This window comes from Rhizobium atlanticum (genome assembly GCF_030182485.1).
GTDB lineage: Bacteria > Pseudomonadota > Alphaproteobacteria > Rhizobiales > Rhizobiaceae > Rhizobium.
Genome location: NZ_JAQJCJ010000001.1, coordinates 95,227 through 115,126, shown reverse-complemented (window position 1 = coordinate 115,126; position 19,900 = coordinate 95,227). Strand labels below are relative to the sequence as shown.

Below are 19,900 nucleotides of genomic sequence, written 5' to 3'. Positions count from 1 at the left end.
GAACGAGGCGGCCTGCCGACCGCCTCCTTTCATAGTTGCCGATGATCTTATTGATAGACGTAGACAATCCGGCGCGTACCTGGATCGACGAGGACGGGCCGGTCGTTGATCCTTGTGTAGCGATATTCGTAATCCGGAATGGTCTGGAAAGTCACGTCGGCAGGCACTTCCGCGCCGACGACCACATCGCCGCCAAGCCGCACCGTCTCGGTCGGATTGGTCTCGATATAGGTCCGCACCGTCTCCGGCGGAGTGATCGTTTCGACGGCTCCAACCGGCCCGATCAATTCATCGCCCGGCGCCGGTTGCGGGTCGGCCGGGACAACGCTGGCGGTCGACTCGTAGGTCACCACGGGAACGCCGATCTCGGCGCGATGCTGCTCGACGATAACCTGGTTGCCGCCGTAGTCCATCTGCAGATAATCCGCATAGACCCAGCCGCGCATGCCGTTGACGTCGACACGGCACCAGCGGCTACCTTCGATGCAGCCGTCGAGCACCGCGGTCGAACCGCGGGTGGCAAGGCCGACTGCCGGATATTGCGGGCCTGGACCTGCGCGGACGTTGAGATCGTTGACCGTGGTCGCCACCATCTCCGCCTGCGCCAGACCGCCGCTCGCCAGGAGCACGGCTCCAGCCAACAGGATGTTTCTCTTCAAGGTCATGTGAGCGTCTCCTTGGTTTCGATGGCCGGACAACGCGCAGCGTTCCACGATGTTCCGACGCGCCCCGCCGGGGCAAAACGGCCCCTACAGATACGCCCTCCCAAGCAATTGAAAAGTTAGAATAAAATTTGATTTCGTCGACGCGTCGAACGGCGGAAGAGACCTATAAACTTGTGTTGCAGTCGGTCTTGCTGCCGTGAAACACGCGTCAAAGCAGAAGATTTGGGCTGCCCTCGCCGCCGTTTCGGACTATACCCTGAGCACCCAAGACACCCAAGCGAGGCACTTATGGGCATGCTCCAGGCCGGCATCATTCCGGTGACACCCTTTCAGCAGAACTGCACGGTCTTCTTCGATCCCGATACCCAGGAAGGCGTTGTCGTCGATCCGGGGGGCGACGTGCCGCTCATCCTTCAGGCGATTGAGAAAAGCGGCCTGACCATCAAGGAAATCTGGCTGACGCACGGTCATCTCGACCATGCCGGTGGCGCCGGGGAGTTGAAGGAAGCCCTCGGCGTCGACATAGTCGGCCCGCATCAGGATGACCTGCCGCTGCTGCAGCGCATCGAGACCCAGGCCGCGACGTACGGCATATCAGGATTGCGCAATGTTCTGCCGGACCGCTGGCTGAAGAACGGCGACAAGGTCTCCTTCGGCGCCCACGAATTCGAGGTCTATCACACGCCGGGCCATGCCCCCGGCCACGTGATCTATTTCAACCGCGCACAGAATTTCGCCCATCTCGGCGACGTGCTCTTCAACGGCTCGATCGGCCGCACCGACCTGCCGGGCGGCAATCATCAGCAGCTGTTGGATTCGATCCGCGACAAGGTCCTGCCGCTTGGCGACGACGTCGGCTTTATCTGCGGCCATGGGCCTGGCAGCCGCATCGGTGACGAACGGCGAAGCAATCCGTATCTGCAGGAGATCAGGCCTCGTTGAGCATCCGATGCAGACACATCAGGCACCCGGAAAAATGGTGTGAGCCCATTCTCACATCATCTTCCTGCCGTTCGGCACCGGCTGTTCGACCGCCGCAAGCACGATCGCGCCATTCTCGTCCTCGAATCCCAGCGTCAGCACTTCCGAACGGAACGGACCGATCTGCCGGGGCGGGAAATTGACGACACCGAACACCTGCCGGCCGATCAGGGTTTCCGGCGTATAATGCACGGTGATCTGCGCCGAGGATTTCTTAATACCGATCTGAGGGCCAAAATCGATGAGCAGCTTGAAAGCCGGCTTGCGCGCCTCCGGAAAAGGGCTGGCTTCGATGATCGTACCGACACGGATGTCGACACGCTCGAAATCGGCGTAGCTGATCTCTTCCGCCATGTGGATCTCCGTCAGCCGGCCAGTTCCTCGGCCCGCTTGCGCGCTGCCGCAAGCGCCTTATCGAACAGGGGCTGCATGCCGTTCTCCGCCATCAGCACGGCGAGCGCCGCCGCCGTCGTGCCGCCGGGAGACGTCACATTCTGCCGCAGCCGCGAAGCATCGTCGGGGGACTGGTGCAAGAGTTCACCAGCCCCCGCGACCGTTTCCCGCGCAAGACGCATGGCGAGGTCCGCCTGCAGGCCGAGCTTTCGGCCTGCCTCCGCCATACATTCGACGAGATAGAATACATAAGCCGGACCGCTGCCGGAAAGCGCCGTCACGGCATCGATATCTGCCTCCGCAGGCACCCATTCGACCGGGCCGGAGACGCTGAGAAGGGCATGGACGCGTTTGCGTTGCGGATCGCTGACTCCTGAATTGGCAAAGGCCCCGGTCACACCGCGGCCGACCATAGCCGGCGTGTTCGGCATGGCTCGCACCATGGCGGCTTTGCCGAGATGTTTTTCGAGAAAACCGAGCGTCTTGCCGGCTGCCACCGAGACGACGACCGTCGCCGGCCCGACGGCGCTCTTCACATCAGGCAACACCGTCTCCATCACCTGCGGCTTGACTGCGAGAAACAAAACGCTCGCCTTCAATTCCGTAGGGATCGCGGTCAGATGCGTCGCGCCGGCTTCCTTGATCGTCGCCAGCATCGCCGATGAAGGGCCTGGATCCACAACAATGACGGCGGAGCCCGGAACGCCGCTCTTCAGCCAGCCGGAGAGCATGGCTCCGCCCATGTTTCCGGCGCCGATCAGTACGACGGGATTTGCCGGGGAGAACGCCTTCGCCGGCATCTTATGCCTCGCCTACCGTTTCGAACAGCACGGCTTCCATCGCCTTAGCCGCGTCCATGCCGGACCAGACAACGAACTGGAATGCCTGGAAATAGGCTTCGCATGTGTCGAGCGCACTGGAAAGCAGCACCTCTACCTGGCGATTGGTCGGCTCCGCGCCGCCTGCAAGCAGCAGCGACTGCCTGAAGATGACGACATCTTCCTGACGCCAGAGATCGAAATGACCCATCAGGACCTGCCCGTTGATCGCCGAGAGCAGTTTAACCACCTCGTTGACCCTGATGTCGGGGACTTTGATATCGAAAGCGCAGCCAAGATGCAGCGCCTCGAATTCCTCCATCCAGGAAAAGGAAACATGATAGTCCGCCCAGCGTCCCTCGACCGTCATCGCGATCTCGTCCTCGCCGGACCGCTCGAACGACCAGTCGTTGTTGGAGGCCACGTACTCGATCATATCGACCGGGTTCGACTGACGCTCGACTTCCAATTCCATCAGGTTCATGCAGCACCTTCTTGACCGGAACGAATGCGGCTTAGCTTGGGATACGAACACAAGAAAGACACACGCAATACCGGAAACCACCATCGGATGATCGTTGAACCGCTGCCAGACTTAACGCAGATAACCTGCCCGGAGCTTACCAAGTCGCTTCGAATCATCATTTAAAATCAGTGTATAATGACCCTTGCCACCTGCCAGCCCCCAGAAGGGAAAATAGGGCAGGCCTGCTGTGGAAAGCACTTCGAAACTCAATTCAGAAGGGAGAATAAGCGACTCTGCGTATTGGCTTTTTTGGCAGTGTCCACAGGTGGAAAACTCACCTGGAATTTTTTGTGACAGATGCGGCGTGTGGCATGAAGGCAACGCCGCATCTGCACCTAGCTGGATTTAGTGGCCCTCGCTGGCGAGCTTGGCCTCCAACACCGCGATACGGGCGGCAAGCGCCTCGTTTTCATCGCGCGCCTTGATCGCCATCTCTCGCACGGCCTCGAATTCCTCGCGCTTGACGACGTCCATGCTGTTCAGCCAACGCTCGGCCTGGGCGTTGAAAGCCGTCTCGATCTCCTTGCGGACTCCCTGCGCGGCACCTGCCGCATCGGTCATCAGCTTGGCGAACTCGTCCATGATGCGGTTCGTTCCGGTCGTCATGGCGTTTTTCTCCCTTCGTATAAGGTGAATTCAGCCCTTCGGGGCCTCGAAGATTGAGGTAGGGCTTCGCCACCCGCGATGCAAGCGCTTTGCGCGGGATAGCCTTATCCGGAAGCGAGCAGCCGAGGCGCGATCACGAACAATGCACTTGACCGTCCGGGATCGCGGCGGCATGTTCCGCCGACCTCAACGGATGGGAAAACCTTGCCGACAGCAGCCAATCTCCTTGCGATCATGCCTTTCCCGGACATCGATCCGATCGCTTTTTCGATCGGTCCGTTGGCGATTCACTGGTACGGCCTGGCATACGTCGCCGGCATCCTGCTTGGCTGGGCCTATGCGCGCCGCCTCGCCGCCAACGACAGTCTCTGGCCGGGCAATAGATCGCCGATGACGAAGACGCAGCTCGACGATTTCATCGTCTGGGCCGCCCTCGGCGTCGTGCTCGGTGGCCGTCTCGGCTATATCTTCTTCTATGACCTCTCCGCTGTCCTGCGCGATCCCATCCGCGCAGTCGAAATCTGGAACGGCGGCATGTCCTTCCACGGCGGCCTGACCGGCACGACGATCGCCATGATCATCTTTGCTCGCCGCAATGCCATTCCGATCTGGAGCCTGTTCGATATCGTCGCCGCCGTCGTTCCCTTCGGCCTGTTCTTCGGCCGCATCGCCAATTTCATCAACGGTGAGCTCTGGGGCCGGCTGACCGACGTCCCCTGGGCCGTGGTTTTCCCGACCGGCGGCCCCTTCGCCCGCCATCCGAGCCAGCTCTACGAGGCCGGCCTTGAGGGCATTGTTCTGCTCCTGGTGCTTGCCGCCCTCGTCTACGGCATGCGTACGCTGAAAAGCCCAGGCTTCATCACGGGCGTCTTCGTCTGCGGTTATGCACTGTCGCGCATCTTCGTCGAGTTCTTCCGAGAGCCGGACGCCCAGCTCGGTTACCTCCTCGGCACGAACTGGCTGACCATGGGTATGGTCCTCTCCTCCCCGATGATCCTGCTCGGCCTCTGGGCGATCCTGCGGGCCCGCCGCCAGGCCGCGCCGCAGCTCTAAACCGGCAGGACGCGCGACATGACCACCGCTCTAGGCGAAAAGATCAAGGCGATCATCCAGACCAACGGCCCGATCAGCGTCACCGACTATTTCTCGCTCTGCCTCGCCGATCCCGAGCACGGCTATTACCGCACCCGAGAACCCTTCGGCCGGTCCGGCGATTTTGTCACCGCGCCCGAAGTCAGCCAGATCTTCGGCGAGATGATCGGCGTCTTCGTCGTCCATGCCTGGCAGCGCCACGGCACGCCGGCAGATGTGCGCCTTGTCGAGATCGGGCCTGGCCGCGGCACGATGATGGCGGATATGCTGCGTGTCATCGCCCGCATCGCCCCGCCGCTGTTTGACACGATGAGCGTGCATCTCGTCGAAACCAGCGAGCGCCTGCGCGACGTCCAGAGCCAGACACTCGAAGCTTATGGCGAAAGGATCGCGTGGCACGGTGGCTTCGATGAGGTCCCGCCCGGCTTCACGCTGATTGCCGCCAACGAATTGTTCGACGCAATCCCGATCCGGCAGTTCGTCCGCACGCAAACGGGTTTCCGCGAGCGCATGGTCGGGCTTGACGCCGATGGCGAACTGACCTTTGCCGCAGGTGTCGCGGGCCTCGATCCTGCCCTACTGCCGGAACCGGCGCAGAACCTGCCGCTCGGCACGCTCTTCGAGATCTCACCCGCCCGCCAGGCCGTGATGATGGCGATCTGCGAGCGGCTGCGCGCCTTCGGCGGCACGGCGCTGGTCGTTGACTACGGCCATCTCGTCACCGGCTTCGGCGATACGCTGCAGGCGGTGCGCATGCATGAATTCGACCCGCCGCTCGCCCATCCCGGCGAAGCTGACCTGACGAGCCATGTCGATTTCCAGCAGCTCGCCGAGACGGCACTGACGGCCGGCCTCCATCTGAACGGCGCCCTGCACCAGGGTGACTTTCTGACCGGCCTCGGCATTCTCGAACGCGCCGCAGCCCTCGGGCGTGACCGCGAGCCGCAGACCCAGCAGGTCATTCAATCGGCGGTCGACAGGCTTGCCGGCGCCGGTGAGGGCCGGATGGGCGAACTCTTCAAGGTGATGGCGGTCTCCCATCCTGCCGTCGATCTCATGCCCTTTCGCCCGGTGGATTGACAGGGCGCACGCGGCTGAGCCAACATCCGCGCGAAACAGGAACTTGAAGCGCGCCGCAGATGCGATGCGCTCGGGACAAAACAACCCCCTCGAAAAACCCGGAATTACAGATGCAGGACGCGGCCTCTCCCGCACCGATCCAAAGCCCGCTGCTGAACGAAGCGACGGGCGGCACCATCCGCCACGGTTATTTCACCCGGGCCGGCGGTGTTTCCGAAGGGATCTATCGCGGTCTCAATGTCGGCCTCGGCTCCAACGACGAGCGCGGGAACGTCATGGAAAACCGCCGCCGCGTCGCCGCCTGGTTCGACCTGCCGCTCGAGCGGCTGGCAACTGTTCATCAGGTGCATTCGCCCGACGTCGTGACGATTGGCGCCGATTACGATGGCGCCCGCCCCGACGCCGACGCGATGGTGACGGCAGTTCCCGGCATTGCGCTTGGCGTGCTGGCCGCCGATTGCGGTCCGGTCCTCTTTGCCGATCCCGAAAATCGCGTCATCGGCGCCGCCCATGCCGGCTGGAAGGGCGCGCTGACCGGTGTTCTCGAAAACACCATTGCGGCCATGGAAGCCCTGGGGGCCGATCGCGCCAGCCTACTGGCCTGCCTCGGCCCCTCGATCAGTCAGGCGAGTTACGAGGTCGGACCGGAATTCGTCGATCGCTTCGTCGCCGAAAATCCGGACTACGAACGCTTTTTCAAGCCGTCCGCAACGCCGGGCCGCGCCATGTTCGATCTACCGGCGCTGACGATCGACAGGCTGACGCGGGCTGGTGTGCAGGCCGAAAACCTCGGGCTCTGCACCTATCCGGATAGCGAGCGCTTCTTTTCCTATCGCAGGACGACACATCGCAACGAGCCGGACTACGGCCGCCAGATTTCAGCGATATCAATCAGGGAGACTTGAGCAGAATGGCACTGCATTTCGAAAAGGCCGAGTTCGCAAGCCGGCTGGCACGCCTCACCGAGAAGATGAAGGAAGAAAAGCTCGATGCCCTGCTGCTCTTCGCCCAGGAAAGCATGTATTGGCTGACCGGCTATGACACCTTCGGCTACTGCTTTTTCCAGACGCTGGTCGTCAAGAGCGACGGCACGATGGCGCTGATCACCCGCTCGGCCGATCTCCGCCAGGCTAAACACACCTCGATCCTCCAAGACATCCACATCTGGGTCGACAGGGTCAATGCCGATCCGACGCTCGACCTGAAGAACCTCCTGGTCGAGATGGATCTGCTCGGCGCACGCATCGGCGTGGAATATGATACGCACGGGATGACCGGCCGCATCGCCCGCCTGCTCGACGCGCAGTTGACCACTTTCGGCCAGATCGTCGACGCGTCCTATCTCGTCAGCCGTCTTCGTCTCGTCAAGAGCCCGACGGAGGTCGCCTATGTCGAGCGCGCTGCCGCTCTCGCGGACGACGCGCTCGACGCCGCAATCCGGCTAACGAAACCGGGCGCCGACGAGGCCGATATCCTCGCCGCCATGCAGGGTGCGGTTTTTTCCGGCGGCGGCGATTATCCCGCCAACGAGTTCATCATCGGCTCCTCTGCCGACGCCCTGCTCTGCCGCTACAAGGCCGGCCGCCGCAAGCTCGACGCCAACGACCAGCTGACGCTGGAATGGGCCGGCACCTATGCGCATTATCATGCCGCCATGATGCGCACGATCGTCATCGGCGAGCCGATGCAACGCCATCGAGAGCTCTACAATGCCTGCCGCGAAACCATTGAGGCGATCGAGACCGTGCTGAAGCCCGGCCACACCTTCGGCGACGTCTTCGACATCCATGCCAGGATCATGGACGAGCGCGGCCTTGCCCGACACCGGCTGAATGCTTGCGGTTATTCGCTTGGCGCCCGCTTCTCGCCCTCCTGGATGGAGCACCAGATGTTCCATGTCGGCAATCCGCAGCCGATCGAGCCGAACATGTCGCTCTTCGTGCACATGATCATTGCCGATTCCGATACCGGCACGGCAATGACGCTCGGACAGACCTACCTGACGACGGCGGATGCGCCGCGCACACTTTCCCGTCATTCGCTCGATTTCATCGGCCTTTGAAGACCGGGACTGACCGGTGAGAATCCGGAATTGACAGAGGACCATCCCCGCCCGCATAAATCCGGGCGGGCTGATACGATTGTGGGAAGGACGGATCACGGGATGACGCGAGCTGCGACTGTGCCCACGCTCCTGTTCGTCATGGCTCTGCTGACCGCCTGCAACACCACCGACGCGCTGACGCCGCAAGTCGGAATTGGCGAATCCTCCGGAACTCCGCCGTCAAGTCCGGTGACGCAGGGCGAGGCAGAACGTCTGGCCGGCACCCGCCAGCCGGTTTTTGCCGGGAGCACACAGCCGAGTGGCTATCATCCGGCCTATGATCAGTCGCAAAGAACCTATCGACCCGGCAGCGGCGCGCCCCCGACGACGATGCAGGAGCAGGCAGACGCGCTGTCGAGGAACGGCTCCTCGCCCGCCGCCTCCGCTCCGATCAAGGGACAGGCGCTGCCGCCGGCTGCCGCCGGCGCCGGATCGCCAACACAGCCCGGCCAGGGGCTTGACGCGCAGCTACCGCAGCAGACCGCCGCCCTCACCCCCGGGACATCATCCGCGCGCGGCTATACCGTGCGCTTCCTGCCGATCATCGGGGCGCCGGTGCAAGCCGTGACTCCGCTCTCGCGCCAGCTCGGCGCCGAGGCGCGCGCCCATGGCCTTTCCATCAAGAGCTCGAACGACACGAGCAGCGATTACATTCTCAAAGGTTATCTCTCTGCCTTCAGTGACGACGGCAAGGTCACCGTGGTCTACGTCTGGGACATTCTCGACGGTGGCGGCGCCCGCCTGCACCGCATCCAGGGGCAGGAAAGCGTACCGACGGCCGCCGCCGACCCTTGGGCGGGTGTCCCGGCTTCGGTGATGCAGCAGATCGGCTCGAAAACCATCGCGGAATTCACCTCCTGGCGGCAAACTCAGGGCGGTTAGTCACAAACTTTTTGCAAATATGAAAGTCTGTGGCGCCTTTGCCCTTGCATTCACTGGGAAGCTGACTAAAAAGCGCGGCTATCAGCGCATAACAGGCGGACCAAAATGAAGGTTTTCGCAGGCAATTCGAACCGGCAACTCGCCGAAGCGATCTGCAACTATCTCAATGTTCCTTTGGGAAGAGCCAGTGTCCGAAGGTTTGCCGACCAGGAAATCTTCGTGGAAATCCAGGAAAACGTGCGCGGCGAGGACGTTTTTCTCGTGCAGCCCACCGCCTTTCCCGCCAACGACCACCTGATGGAACTGCTGATCATGATCGACGCCATGCGTCGTTCGTCGGCACGCCGCATCACCGCAGTTCTTCCCTATTTCGGCTATGCCCGTCAGGACCGCCGCGCATCCGGCCGCACGCCGATCTCCGCCAAGCTGGTTGCCAACCTGATTACCGAAGCCGGGGCCGATCGCGTCATGACGCTCGATCTCCATGCCGGTCAGATCCAAGGCTTCTTCGATATACCGACGGACAACCTCTTCGCCCTGCCCGTGCTGACGCGCGACATCAAGAGCCATTATGACCTCAGCAATGTCATGGTCGTCTCGCCCGACGTCGGCGGCGTGGTGCGCGCCCGCGCGCTCGCCAAACGGCTGGACTGTCTTCTGGCCATCGTCGACAAGCGTCGCGATCGGCCGGGTGAATCCGAAGTCATGAACATCATCGGCGACGTCACCGGCAAGGACTGCCTGCTGATCGACGACATCGTCGATTCCGGCGGCACCCTCTGCAATGCGGCCGACGCACTGCTCGCCCAGGGTGCCTCCAGCGTCACCGCCTATATCACGCACGGCGTTCTCTCGGGCGGCGCGGTCACCCGCGTCACCTCCTCGAAGCTGCGTGAGCTCGTCATCACCGATTCGATCCAGCCGACAACGGCGGTGCTTTCAGCGCACAATATCCGCGTCGTGACGACGGCCCCGCTGATCGGCGAAGCCATCAGCCGCACGAGCCAGGAAGAGTCCGTCTCCAGTCTCTTCGATTAAAAAGCCTCCTCCGTCATGCCGAGCCTTGTGCCGAGCATCTGACCACGGCAATTCCTTGGCAGGAAAGCATTATTTTCAGATATTTAATCGGCCGGCGCAGATCCTGGGCACGCAAGGCCGAGGATGGCGTCACGGCTTCTGCAGTGGTTTGTCAGCAGCCTGAAGGCCGGTACAAGCCGGCCTTTTTCTTGTTCAATTCCAATCGAGAACGTTCAAGGCTGCTGCGGCGGCGCAGGGACTCCGTCCTGACCTTGATCCGGTTCCTGCCGCTCGTCCGGCTCCAGCCCCTGATCCGGACCATCCGGTCCCTTGATCTGCTGGCCATTGACCGCCACGGAACCGTCGCGGCTGATGCTGACGTCCCAGCGCGAACGGCCATCCGGATCGGTCTTGGCAAAGCCCTTCACCATCATGATGCCGAAGGAGACCTGGTTGAGGTCGGGGTCCGTCTTGGCAAGCTCCTGAACCGCCGCGATCGTCTTGTCGAGATCGCGGGCAAGGATCGTCGCTTCCATCGAATAGTCCTTCTCGGTATCGACGCGACCTTCGATCCTGCCGGTTATATCGACGTCATAGACCTGCGATTTGGCACTGATCTTCGGAAACTCGACGGCAAGCCGGCCGTCGCGGAAGAGCTTCTTCGCCATCTCCTCGCCGGTCTTCTCGGACGCCGAATCTTTGAAATCCATCGCCATGAGGGCGTCGCCGAAGCTTGTGAAATCCAGATTCGGAAGCGCGAGCTGGAAATCCAAGTCGCTCGGCATGAAGGCCGAATAGTTTGCCGGCATCAGCGGCGTGTCGAGGCTGATCTCCTGCGCATTCATGCCGAAGCCGAAACGCATGGCGTCACTCGGCCCGTCGATGGCGAGGTTGTAGCCGAATGCCTTGGCGCCGCCCTTGCCCATCTCGCTGCTGACGGTCAGGTCGTTGACCCCGATCGTCTCGCTGAACAAGGTCAGAAGCGGGAAGGCTTCCTTCACTATTCCCTTTATCTTGTCGCTGTTTTCCGGGCTCAATTCCTTCTCATCGACATGGTCGAGCACGAAGAAGACCATCTCGCGAATCTGCTTGGCCGGCAGGCCGTTTACCTTGGCGTCGACATTGATCGAGCCGGCACGAAGTTCGATGGGCGGCATTTGCAGGCCGGAAACCTGCTCGACGAAATCGGACATCGAGCCGCTGCCGGCGAAATCGATCCGTCCGTGGCCGCCTGCGCTGTCGGTCGAACTCAGCTTCTGATCCATGCTGGCGATGCTGGCATGGACCTCCTCCGTTTCGGACTTGCTGGCCACCTTGATGTCTTTGGCCGCGAAGGTGCCGGAGCGCAGATAGCTGATCGCCGGGTCGAAGACGCCGGAATAAACAAGCGACGCGATAGAATAGGTGAAATCCGTCGGCTTCTGGTCTGGACCCTTGAAATGGCCCGAGACGTTGAGCCTGTTGTCGCCTTCGATGTTCCAGAGGCCACTGTCGAGCGGCGTGGCGAACATCGAAAACGGTGTCAACCCTGTGATCGTAAACGTCGCCGGATCCGCCTTGGTAAGCAGCTTCGCCAGATCGTAGATGACCTCATAGCGTGCGCCGGCCGGATTGACGGTGATGAAGCCGCTTTTTGCCAAATCCTGCGGAAGCAGCTTCGTCAGGGTCTCCTTGACCGCGTTGGCGCCCTCCTGGTTGATCTCCGCGCCCTCGGCCCCGGTGAAAAGGCAAAGGGCAAGCATACTCGTTGCCGTGACAAGTTTGAGACGCATGGTCTGGTTTTCTCCTCAGCCACTTTTTGATTGCGGCCATCCAAAGATGCGAAGCGCGGCAATGTCAAGCCAAGTGGCGAAAAGCACTGGCAATTTTGCCTTTGACCAGGTGCAGATCGCGAGTGATTTCAACAGGGTTCTCGCATTGGGATGGGTGCGGATGCAATCTGGGCGAGTTCGCTCTCTCCGATGATGAAGCGCCCCGGCGAAAGCCCCTCCATCGGCGAAAAACCGGCGCAATCGGCAACTTGCGTTTCCGGGCGACTTATACTATAGGCCACCGGTCCGCGTAGACACCCTTGGAGGCAACGCGGATGAGGATGGGAAAACCCGCCTCCGGTTCGACGGAACTGGGCTTTTGCCTGCCGCCGAACTCTCCAAATAACCTCGAAAGGAATAGCCATGAGCCAGGAAACTTACGAGCTCAAGGCCGAGGCGCGCGAACGGGTTGGTAAGGGGTCCGCCCGTGAACTTCGCCGCAACGGTTTGATTCCCGCTGTCATCTATGGTGACAAGCAGGCCCCCATTGCCATCGCTCTCAACACCAATGAGGTGACGAAGCGCATTCACGCCGGTGGCTTCATGACCACCGTGGCGACCATCGAAGTCGACGGCAAGAAGTACAAGGTTCTGCCGAAGGACTACCAGCTCGATCCGGTCCGCGACTTCACGCTGCATGTCGATTTCCTGCGCGTCTCCGGCAACACACAGGTGACCGTCGAAATCCCGGTTCACTTCATCAATGAAGCGAAGTCTCCGGGCCTCAAGGTCGGCGGCGTTCTGAACATCGTCCGCCACGCAGTTGAAGTTCACTGCCCGGCCGATGCGATCCCGGAATTCTTCAACATCGACCTTAGCGGCAAGAAGATCGGCGACAGCATCCATATTTCGGAAGTCACCCTGCCGAAGGGCGTCAGCCCGGTCATCGACCGCGACTTCACGGTCGCGACCATCGTCGCTCCGGCTGCCGGCGTCGATGAGAGCGCCGCGGAAGCTGAAGGCGAAGCCGAAGCCTGATCGCTTCGACCAGTTGCAAAGCATATGGCCCGCTTTCCCCGGTGAAGTGGCTCCCGAAAGTCGTCATCCAACTTTCGAGAACCAGTTCACGGGGAAGGCGGGCTTTTCATTGCCTGCCAAGCCTCCGTTTCAGCAACATTTAACATATTCATGAAAGCATGGGCCGTCAGCTGCGAAGAAGCCGGCCTGAACGCGCGACAGCAAATATGCCGGCCTGGGGGAGTAGACGGAACCATGAACAATTCCGTTGAGAACAGGTTTTTTGGGATTGTTTGCGGAGCGCTGCTTGTTTTTGTCGCTCCCCTTTTTGTTCTTTTCCTTTTTCTTTCCTCGGAACGCGCCGATAAAGAAATACGCGACCATATCTCTGTTCTTCTTGTCGCCAATGCTCAAGCCCTGGCAAAACCGCTCTGGGACCTCGATGAGGAAAGCGTCACCCAGATCAGCGCGACGGTCGTTTCCCAGGGCGCCATCGTCAAGGTCGAGGTGCGGGATCAGTCGGGTCAGCTCGACGTCAGCCAATCCACCATTCCGCGTTCCTTTGACGGCAAGCTCGTGCAGGTGTCGCGTGCCATCATCTACAACACCGTCGACGGTCCGAAGAACCTCGGCAGCATCAGCGTCTATTATCCCGCCCTCGGGCTTTTTTCCGGTCTGAAGCAGGAAGAGGTCGTCTTCATTTCGATCTTCATCTTCGCGGTTCTGACCGTTTTCGGCACAGCGTTGATCGGCAACCGGTTCTTCGTCATCCAGCCGCTGATGCGTCTGACGGCGGCAATCGAGGCCACCCGGCAGCTCGGCTCGCGCCATCATGTCGACTGGCAGTCGAACGACGAGATGGGACGGCTTGCCCACAGCTTCAACGAGATGCAAACCAAGCTGGAAAGCGAGGAGAAGGAGCTGAAGCTCGCCCATCGCCGCGCCACCGACATCTACAATCTGACGCCCGCCATGCTCTTCTCGCTCGATGAGGAAGACCGCATCACTGCCGTCAGCGACTATTGGCTGCTCGCCACCGGTTATAGTCGCGCGGACGTCATTGGCCGCAATTTTGCAGATCTGGTCACGCCGAACAGCCGCAATAAATTCGTCAAGCGCCGCTACGCTGAAAACGGCATGACGGTCACCGTCAAATTCGTCTGCCGCGACGGCCGCACCATGGACGTCCTCATCATGGAATCGGAAGCGGCCGCCGGCGCTCACGATCGCCTCTCGCTGTCCGTCATGACGGATGTGACCGAGCTCAAGGCTTCGGAGGACCGCAACCATCGCCAGGCAATCACCGACCATCTGACCGGGCTTCTCAACCGCCAAGGCTTCGAGGCGGTGCTTGATAACAAGATCGCTGCCGCAGACGCCGCCGGCCAGGAACTCGCCTGCCTCTTCGTCGATCTCGACCGCTTCAAGTGGATCAACGACAATATGGGGCACGCTGCCGGCGACACGGCGCTGATCGAACTCGTCGAGCGCCTGAAGACCCATCTTGCCCCCTCCGACGAGGCGGCCCGTCTCGGCGGCGACGAGTTCGCCATCCTGCTGCCTGCGAAGGACGCCGAAACGCGCGCAAAGGCGATGTGCGAGCAGATCGCCTCAATCTTCGAAACGCCATTTGCCCCGGACATGCATCTGAGCGCGTCCATCGGCATCGCCATCTACCCACATCACGCCGCGACCGCGGCCGAGCTGCTGCAGAAATCCGACATGGCGATGTATGCCAAGAAACGGGACGGCAAGAACGGCGCACAGCTCTTCGACAAAGCCATGCTCGACCGCGCCCGCAGCCGCGCCGAAATCGAGGCCAATATCGAAGCCGGCCTCGTCGACAATTGGTTTGAAGCCTTCCTGCAGCCGATCGTCAATCTCAACCGCCGCGGCATTGCCGGTTTCGAGGCGCTGATGCGTCTTAACCATCCGCAGAAAGGTCTGATGCCGCCGGCCGAAATTATCAGCGTCGCCGAGGAGACGGGCAAGATCGTCCGCGTCGGCAACGTCATCATGGAAAAGGCGATTTCCAATCTCGCGAAAATCTCTCGCATATCGGGGATGCAGGATACCTACCTGGCCATCAACTTCTCGCCGCTGCAGTTCGAGCCGGCACTGCCGGCCCGTCTAGCCGCGATCGTCGGTCGCCACGGCATCCGCCCCGAGCGCATCGTGGTCGAGATCACGGAAGCCGTGCTGATGCACGACAACCCGCAGATTCGCATGATCGTCACCGAGCTTCGCCGCTTCGGCTGCCGCATCGCGCTCGACGATTTCGGCACCGGCTACTCGTCGCTCAGCTACCTCAACCGTTTCCCTGTCGATATCATCAAGATCGATCAGTCCTTCACCCGCGCGATCAACGACGGCGATGACGACGTGCGCCAGAAGAGCCGCATGCTGATCGAAGGCATCACCACCTTGTCCCACAAGATGAACTGCACCGTCATCGCCGAGGGCATCGAGACGGAAGAGGAATGCCGCACGCTTCACCAGATGGGTCTGGACTATGGCCAGGGCTATCTCTTCCATCGTCCACAGCACGCAGCCGCACTCATTGAGGAACTGATGGCCCCGCAATCAGCCGTCGCCCGCGCCTCGTAAACGAAGAACGAAGGAGACGACACGATGAAAAAGCTCCTGCTTCTCGCATGGCTGGCGCTGCCTTGCGCCGCTCACGCACAGACGGTTGCTTTCACGACCGAGGATTACGCCCCCTTTAACTATCGCGAAGGCAAAGAGATCAAAGGCGCGACGGTCGAGCAGGTCGAAAAGGTGATGGCCGCGATCGGCGTCGACTATACGATCGAAGTCATGCCTTGGGCGCGTGCTTTCGGCCTTGCCCGCACTGCGCCGATGACATGTGTTTTCGCCACCGCCCACAATAGCGCGCGCGATCCGCTGTTCAAATGGGTCGAGCCGCTGCTCATCGACCGAAACATCCTGATCACCCGCAAGGGTTCGGGCGTCACCGCCAGCAATCTCGACGAAGCAAAGAAATATACGATCGGCACCCAGCGCGAGGACTACACCGAGACGATCCTGAAGGAGAAGGGTTTCACCAAGCTGGACGTCGCCAGTGACTTCAACGCCACGCTGCGCAAGCTGCTCAGCGGTCGCATCGACATGATGCCGATCTCCGAACTCTATTTCGAAAAGCTGAAGGCCGATCAGCCGGTGGAGATCGTAACCGTGCTCTCCTCCCAGCCCATGGGTATCGCCTGCGAGAAGAGCTTTCCCGACGATCTGCTCGCCAAGATGCAGGCTGCGCTCAACAAGCTGATTGCCGATGGCGACCAGAAGCAGATCTTCCAGAAATACGGTATGAACCTGTCGGACTGATACCGCCCGGTTCGCCACTGCCCTTTCCGCTTGACTTTGCTCCCGTTTCCGGGTGGTGAACGTCGGAAAAGCTTAAGCGAGGACGACAGGCCATGCTGATCATCGCGGGTCTCGGCAATCCCGGCGGCAAATACGCCGGCAACCGCCACAATATCGGCTTCATGGCCGTCGACGCCATCCATCGGCGCCACGGCTTCTCGCCCTGGTCGAAGAAGTTCAAGGCCGAAATTGCGGAGGGAGAACTTTGCGGCGACAAGGTCCTGCTGATCAAGCCGCAGACCTACATGAACCTCTCCGGCGAGGCCGTCGGCGAGGCGATGCGCTTCTACAAGCTCCAGCCCGCCGAGCTCGTCGCGATCTATGACGAACTCGACCTGCCCCCTGGCAAGGCGCGGCTGAAAACCGGCGGTGGCCATGGCGGCCACAACGGCATCAGGTCGCTGGACGCCCATTGCGGCAAGGAATACCGGCGGCTGCGCCTCGGCATCGGCCATCCCGGCGTCAAGGAGATGGTGCAGAACCACGTGCTCGGCGATTTCGCCAAGGCCGACAGGGCGTGGCTGGAGCCGCTTCTCGAAACGCTGGCCGACAATGCCGACATGCTGGTGCGAAACGAGGATTCACAGCTGATGAACAAGATCGCCCTGGCGGTGGGTGGCAAGGCCGAGGAAGAGAAGCCGCGAAAGGAAAGCAAGGATAGCGACAAGAAGCCGGCCGGCCAGTCGCATATCCGCCAGGCCCGCAACAGCAATCAGCCGAAGCTGCCGACCAGCGGCCCGATGGCAGAGATGCTGAAAAAGATGTTCGGCAACAAGGGGGAATGAGGCCGCTGCCAGACCGGGATTTTACCATCCGCAGTGCCGCTCCCGACGATCTCAATGGGTTGACCGTCCTCTACCGGCATCTGAATCCGACCGATCCCATTCTCGACGGGACCATGGCCGAGGAGCGCTTTTCCGCCATTCTCGCCCAGCCCGGCATGACTGTATTCATCGGCTTTGCCGGCCCTCACGCCGCCGCCACCGTCACGCTGATCATCGTGCCGAACTTGACGCGCGGCGGTGCCTCTTATGCGCTGATCGAAAACGTCGTCGCCCACGCCGAGCACCGCCGGCGCGGCTATGCAGGCGCCGTCGTCGGCCATGCGGTGAATGAGGCCTGGAAGGCCGGCTGCTATAAGGTGATGTTGCTCACCGGCTCGAAGAACCCGGTGACGCTGCGGTTGTACGAAAATTGCGGCTTCCTGCAGGACAAGACCGGCTATCAGATCCGCCGACCGTGAGCTGAAAGGCTATTCCTCGGGCTCTGTGGTGAACATCAGCGGGAAACCCATCTCTTTGGCAAGGTCGATACCCTCCTTGGCCTTGGTCTCGGCAATGTCCTTGGCGCAGACCACGACCACGCAGGAGCCGAGCTTGTGCGCCGTCATCATCACTCGGTAACCCGTCTCCTCGCTCATACGGAAGACGACCTTCAGGATCACAATGACGAATTCGCGCGGCGTGTAATCGTCGTTGACGAGAATGACCTTGTAGAGCTTCGGCTTGTCCAGCTTCGGCTTCACCTTGGTCTTCGGTTTCAGGGCAACGTCATTGTCAGTCATCGGAAAATCCACCCGTTGATGACATGAAAAGGCGGAAGAAACATCCGCCGGACTATATTGCATCGTCAGCACGGCAGTTCAATGACGGAATATCATTCCGACGAGAGCAGCAGGCAGGCTCGCCCGGCGCTTTCGACGATGGCGGCAGCCTTCCTGTCGAAGGTCGCGAATACTTCCCCGCCAAGCCTGCGGCCTTCGAAGACAATGACGCCATCGGCGAAATCACCGCCGGCATCGAGGAAGGACAATCCAGCCTCGACAGCTGCTCTGTCGTAGACGATCTTCCTGTCGGCTATCAGCAGCCGGATGGTCGCAGCGATCTCGGAGGCGCTTTTACGATAAATCCGGCCGACGACCCAGACGAACTCGCAGAACGTCAGGTTGGAGACGAACAGCCGCTCAGCCTCGCGCATCAATATCCTTGCTTGTTCCGTTTGCTTCGGATCGTCATCCACGGCCGCCCGCACGAGCACGTTCGTATCAACGATCATCAGCGATGCCGACCTCGCCAGCCCAGCCCGCCTTTATGGCCTCATCGATCTCCTTGAGCGTCGCATGAATATTGCCCTTGTTCTCGAGACTTCCGAAGAAATTCTCGATGGAACCGCTGGCCGGCTGCGTTTTGACCGCAACGACCTCAAGCTTGCCACCAGGCAGGAGATCAACGTCGATTTTATCGCCGGGCTTGATCCCGAGGTGCCGAAGCACTTCTTTTCTCAAGGTGACCTGTCCTTTTGCCGTCACTGTCAGGGTTGCCATGTCAGCTGTATCCTTTCCGCCAAAAGGTAAGGCTAAACCGCCTTACCTTCAAGCCGGCTGGCCTTGCTTTTTCGATTCGTGCCGCAAACCCTTGACCCGAGCCGGCCATTCCCGCATAGGCAGGGCAAAGTTACCAATAGATATGGATCAAGCCATGGGCTTCAAATGCGGCATCGTCGGTCTGCCGAACGTCGGCAAATCGACCCTCTTCAATGCGCTCACCAAGACGGCGGCTGCACAGGCGGCGAACTACCCCTTCTGCACCATCGAGCCGAACACCGGCGAAGTCGCCGTGCCCGATCCGCGCATGCGCAAGCTGGCCGACATCGCCAAATCCAAGGAACTGATCCCGACCCGCATTTCTTTCGTCGATATCGCCGGCCTGGTGCGCGGTGCCTCGAAGGGTGAAGGCCTCGGCAACCAGTTCCTCGCCAATATCCGCGAAGTCGATGCGATCGTGCATGTGCTGCGCTGCTTCGAAGACAGCGACATCACCCATGTCGAGGGCCGCATCAATCCGGTCGCCGATGCCGAGACGATCGAGACCGAGCTGATGCTCGCCGATCTCGAGAGCCTGGAGCGCCGAACCGAGCAGACGCGCAAGCGCGCCACCGGCAAGGACAAGGAGTCGATGGCGATGCTGCCGATCATGGAAGCCTCGCTGAAGCTACTCAACGAAGGCAAGCCGGTGCGCACGCTGCTGTCGAAGCTCGATGCCGAGGAGATTGCCATCCTCAAGGGGCTCAACCTTCTCACCTCGCATCCGGTGCTCTATGTCTGCAACGTCGCCGAAGGCGATGCCTCGACCGGCAACGAATTCACCGCCGCCGTCGTCGCCATGGCGAAGGAGCAGGGCGCCGAAACCGTCATTATCTCGGCGGCGATCGAAGCTGAGGTCGCCCAGCTTGCCGAAGAGGAAGCCAAGGAATTCCTCTCTGCCCTCGGCCTTGACGAGGCGGGCCTCGACCGGCTGATCCGCGCCGGCTACAAGCTGCTCGACCTCATCACCTATTTCACCGTCGGCCCGAAGGAAACGCGCGCTTGGACGATCGAGCGCGGCACCAAGGCGCCGCAGGCCGCCGGCGTCATCCACTCGGATTTCGAACGCGGCTTCATCCGTGCCAACACCATCGCCTACGACGATTACATCAAGTACAACGGCGAAGTTGGCGCCAAGGATGCCGGCAAGGCGCGCGACGAAGGCAAAGAATACGTCGTCCAGGACGGCGACGTCATCCACTTCCGTTTCAATACCTGATAA

The 19,900-nt window shown here is 61.1% G+C and carries 22 protein-coding genes; 13 read left to right on the top strand and 9 right to left on the bottom strand.

The annotated features are described in order from the left end of the window. Window positions 1-47: 47 nt before the first annotated feature. Window positions 48-665 carry a DUF1236 domain-containing protein gene (locus PH551_RS00550; RefSeq protein WP_011426253.1) on the bottom strand — a complete coding sequence of 206 codons (618 nt, stop codon included), beginning with the start codon at window positions 663-665 and terminating at the stop codon, window positions 48-50. Window positions 666-953: 288 nt separating this feature from the next. On the opposite strand from PH551_RS00550, the gene PH551_RS00545 reads away from it, so the two are divergent. Beyond that, a complete protein-coding gene (locus tag PH551_RS00545) occupies window positions 954-1,607 on the top strand; it encodes an MBL fold metallo-hydrolase (protein ID WP_097596936.1) in 654 nt (217 codons plus the stop codon). 51 nt (window positions 1,608-1,658) lie between these two features. Here PH551_RS00545 and PH551_RS00540 read toward each other — a convergent pair whose 3' ends face one another. The 4 genes from PH551_RS00540 to PH551_RS00525 all read right to left on the bottom strand — a co-directional run bounded on the left by PH551_RS00540 (window position 1,659) and on the right by PH551_RS00525 (window position 3,989). Then, window positions 1,659-2,000 (bottom strand): tRNA-binding protein, encoded by a 342-nt coding sequence (locus tag PH551_RS00540; RefSeq protein WP_085778898.1) that lies wholly within the window; start codon window positions 1,998-2,000, stop codon window positions 1,659-1,661. An 11-nt stretch (window positions 2,001-2,011) separates the two neighbouring features. Further along, window positions 2,012-2,839 (bottom strand): pyrroline-5-carboxylate reductase, encoded by an 828-nt coding sequence (proC, locus tag PH551_RS00535; protein ID WP_085778899.1) that lies wholly within the window; start codon window positions 2,837-2,839, stop codon window positions 2,012-2,014. 1 nt (window position 2,840) lies between these two features. Next, window positions 2,841-3,341: a type III secretion system chaperone family protein gene (locus tag PH551_RS00530; RefSeq protein WP_004680153.1), complete on the bottom strand. Its 501-nt coding sequence runs from the start codon at window positions 3,339-3,341 to the stop codon at window positions 2,841-2,843. A 387-nt stretch (window positions 3,342-3,728) separates the two neighbouring features. Further along, window positions 3,729-3,989 (bottom strand): accessory factor UbiK family protein, encoded by a 261-nt coding sequence (locus PH551_RS00525; RefSeq protein WP_285191441.1) that lies wholly within the window; start codon window positions 3,987-3,989, stop codon window positions 3,729-3,731. Between the two features lie 204 nt (window positions 3,990-4,193). Between PH551_RS00525 and lgt the strand changes: the two genes are divergently transcribed. The 6 genes from lgt (at window position 4,194) to PH551_RS00495 (ending at window position 10,185) form a co-directional block, all read left to right on the top strand. Then, on the top strand, window positions 4,194-5,042 hold the full coding sequence (gene lgt / locus PH551_RS00520; RefSeq protein ID WP_285191440.1) for a prolipoprotein diacylglyceryl transferase: 849 nt from the start codon (window positions 4,194-4,196) through the stop codon (window positions 5,040-5,042). A gap of 18 nt (window positions 5,043-5,060) precedes the next feature. Beyond that, window positions 5,061-6,161 (top strand): class I SAM-dependent methyltransferase, encoded by a 1,101-nt coding sequence (locus PH551_RS00515; RefSeq protein ID WP_285191439.1) that lies wholly within the window; start codon window positions 5,061-5,063, stop codon window positions 6,159-6,161. Between the two features lie 110 nt (window positions 6,162-6,271). Next, on the top strand, window positions 6,272-7,066 hold the full coding sequence (gene pgeF / locus PH551_RS00510; RefSeq protein ID WP_285191438.1) for a peptidoglycan editing factor PgeF: 795 nt from the start codon (window positions 6,272-6,274) through the stop codon (window positions 7,064-7,066). Between the two features lie 5 nt (window positions 7,067-7,071). Beyond that, entirely contained in the window at window positions 7,072-8,223 is a 1,152-nt protein-coding gene (locus tag PH551_RS00505; protein WP_285191437.1) for a M24 family metallopeptidase, read from the top strand. Window positions 8,224-8,325: 102 nt separating this feature from the next. After that, the gene (locus PH551_RS00500; protein WP_285191436.1) at window positions 8,326-9,147 is read left to right on the top strand and encodes a hypothetical protein; all 822 of its coding nucleotides are present in this window, start codon (window positions 8,326-8,328) and stop codon (window positions 9,145-9,147) included. A gap of 105 nt (window positions 9,148-9,252) precedes the next feature. After that, window positions 9,253-10,185, top strand: coding sequence for a ribose-phosphate pyrophosphokinase (locus PH551_RS00495; RefSeq protein WP_011426263.1), 933 nt, complete (start codon window positions 9,253-9,255; stop codon window positions 10,183-10,185). Between the two features lie 212 nt (window positions 10,186-10,397). On the opposite strand, the gene PH551_RS00490 is transcribed toward PH551_RS00495, so the two are convergent. Continuing rightward, window positions 10,398-11,936: a hypothetical protein gene (locus PH551_RS00490; RefSeq protein WP_285191435.1), complete on the bottom strand. Its 1,539-nt coding sequence runs from the start codon at window positions 11,934-11,936 to the stop codon at window positions 10,398-10,400. Window positions 11,937-12,338: 402 nt separating this feature from the next. Between PH551_RS00490 and PH551_RS00485 the strand changes: the two genes are divergently transcribed. The 5 genes from PH551_RS00485 (at window position 12,339) to PH551_RS00465 (ending at window position 17,559) form a co-directional block, all read left to right on the top strand. Then, the gene (locus tag PH551_RS00485; protein ID WP_085778907.1) at window positions 12,339-12,953 is read left to right on the top strand and encodes a 50S ribosomal protein L25/general stress protein Ctc; all 615 of its coding nucleotides are present in this window, start codon (window positions 12,339-12,341) and stop codon (window positions 12,951-12,953) included. 234 nt (window positions 12,954-13,187) lie between these two features. Beyond that, complete coding sequence (locus PH551_RS00480) at window positions 13,188-15,539, top strand: EAL domain-containing protein (protein WP_285191434.1); 2,352 nt, start codon at window positions 13,188-13,190, stop codon at window positions 15,537-15,539. A gap of 24 nt (window positions 15,540-15,563) precedes the next feature. Next, window positions 15,564-16,277 (top strand): substrate-binding periplasmic protein, encoded by a 714-nt coding sequence (locus PH551_RS00475; protein ID WP_097596947.1) that lies wholly within the window; start codon window positions 15,564-15,566, stop codon window positions 16,275-16,277. Between the two features lie 92 nt (window positions 16,278-16,369). Then, window positions 16,370-17,101, top strand: coding sequence for an aminoacyl-tRNA hydrolase (pth, locus tag PH551_RS00470; RefSeq protein ID WP_285191433.1), 732 nt, complete (start codon window positions 16,370-16,372; stop codon window positions 17,099-17,101). Next, on the top strand, window positions 17,098-17,559 hold the full coding sequence (locus PH551_RS00465; RefSeq protein WP_285191432.1) for a GNAT family N-acetyltransferase: 462 nt from the start codon (window positions 17,098-17,100) through the stop codon (window positions 17,557-17,559). Before pth ends, PH551_RS00465 begins: the two co-directional genes overlap by 4 nt. 9 nt (window positions 17,560-17,568) lie before the next feature. Here the strand turns inward: PH551_RS00465 and clpS are convergent, their stop codons facing one another. From clpS to PH551_RS00450, 3 genes are all read right to left on the bottom strand, one after another. Continuing rightward, the gene (clpS, locus tag PH551_RS00460; RefSeq protein WP_085780144.1) at window positions 17,569-17,880 is read right to left on the bottom strand and encodes an ATP-dependent Clp protease adapter ClpS; all 312 of its coding nucleotides are present in this window, start codon (window positions 17,878-17,880) and stop codon (window positions 17,569-17,571) included. Window positions 17,881-17,972: 92 nt separating this feature from the next. Next, window positions 17,973-18,371, bottom strand: coding sequence for a type II toxin-antitoxin system VapC family toxin (locus PH551_RS00455; protein ID WP_285191431.1), 399 nt, complete (start codon window positions 18,369-18,371; stop codon window positions 17,973-17,975). Next, a complete protein-coding gene (locus tag PH551_RS00450) occupies window positions 18,361-18,639 on the bottom strand; it encodes an AbrB/MazE/SpoVT family DNA-binding domain-containing protein (protein ID WP_285191430.1) in 279 nt (92 codons plus the stop codon). The genes PH551_RS00455 and PH551_RS00450 overlap by 11 nt, the downstream gene beginning before the upstream one ends. A 154-nt stretch (window positions 18,640-18,793) precedes the next feature. Here PH551_RS00450 and ychF point away from each other — a divergent pair, with 154 nt between their 5' ends. Continuing rightward, a complete protein-coding gene (ychF, locus tag PH551_RS00445) occupies window positions 18,794-19,897 on the top strand; it encodes a redox-regulated ATPase YchF (RefSeq protein WP_285191429.1) in 1,104 nt (367 codons plus the stop codon). The last annotated feature ends 3 nt before the right edge of the window (window positions 19,898-19,900 follow it).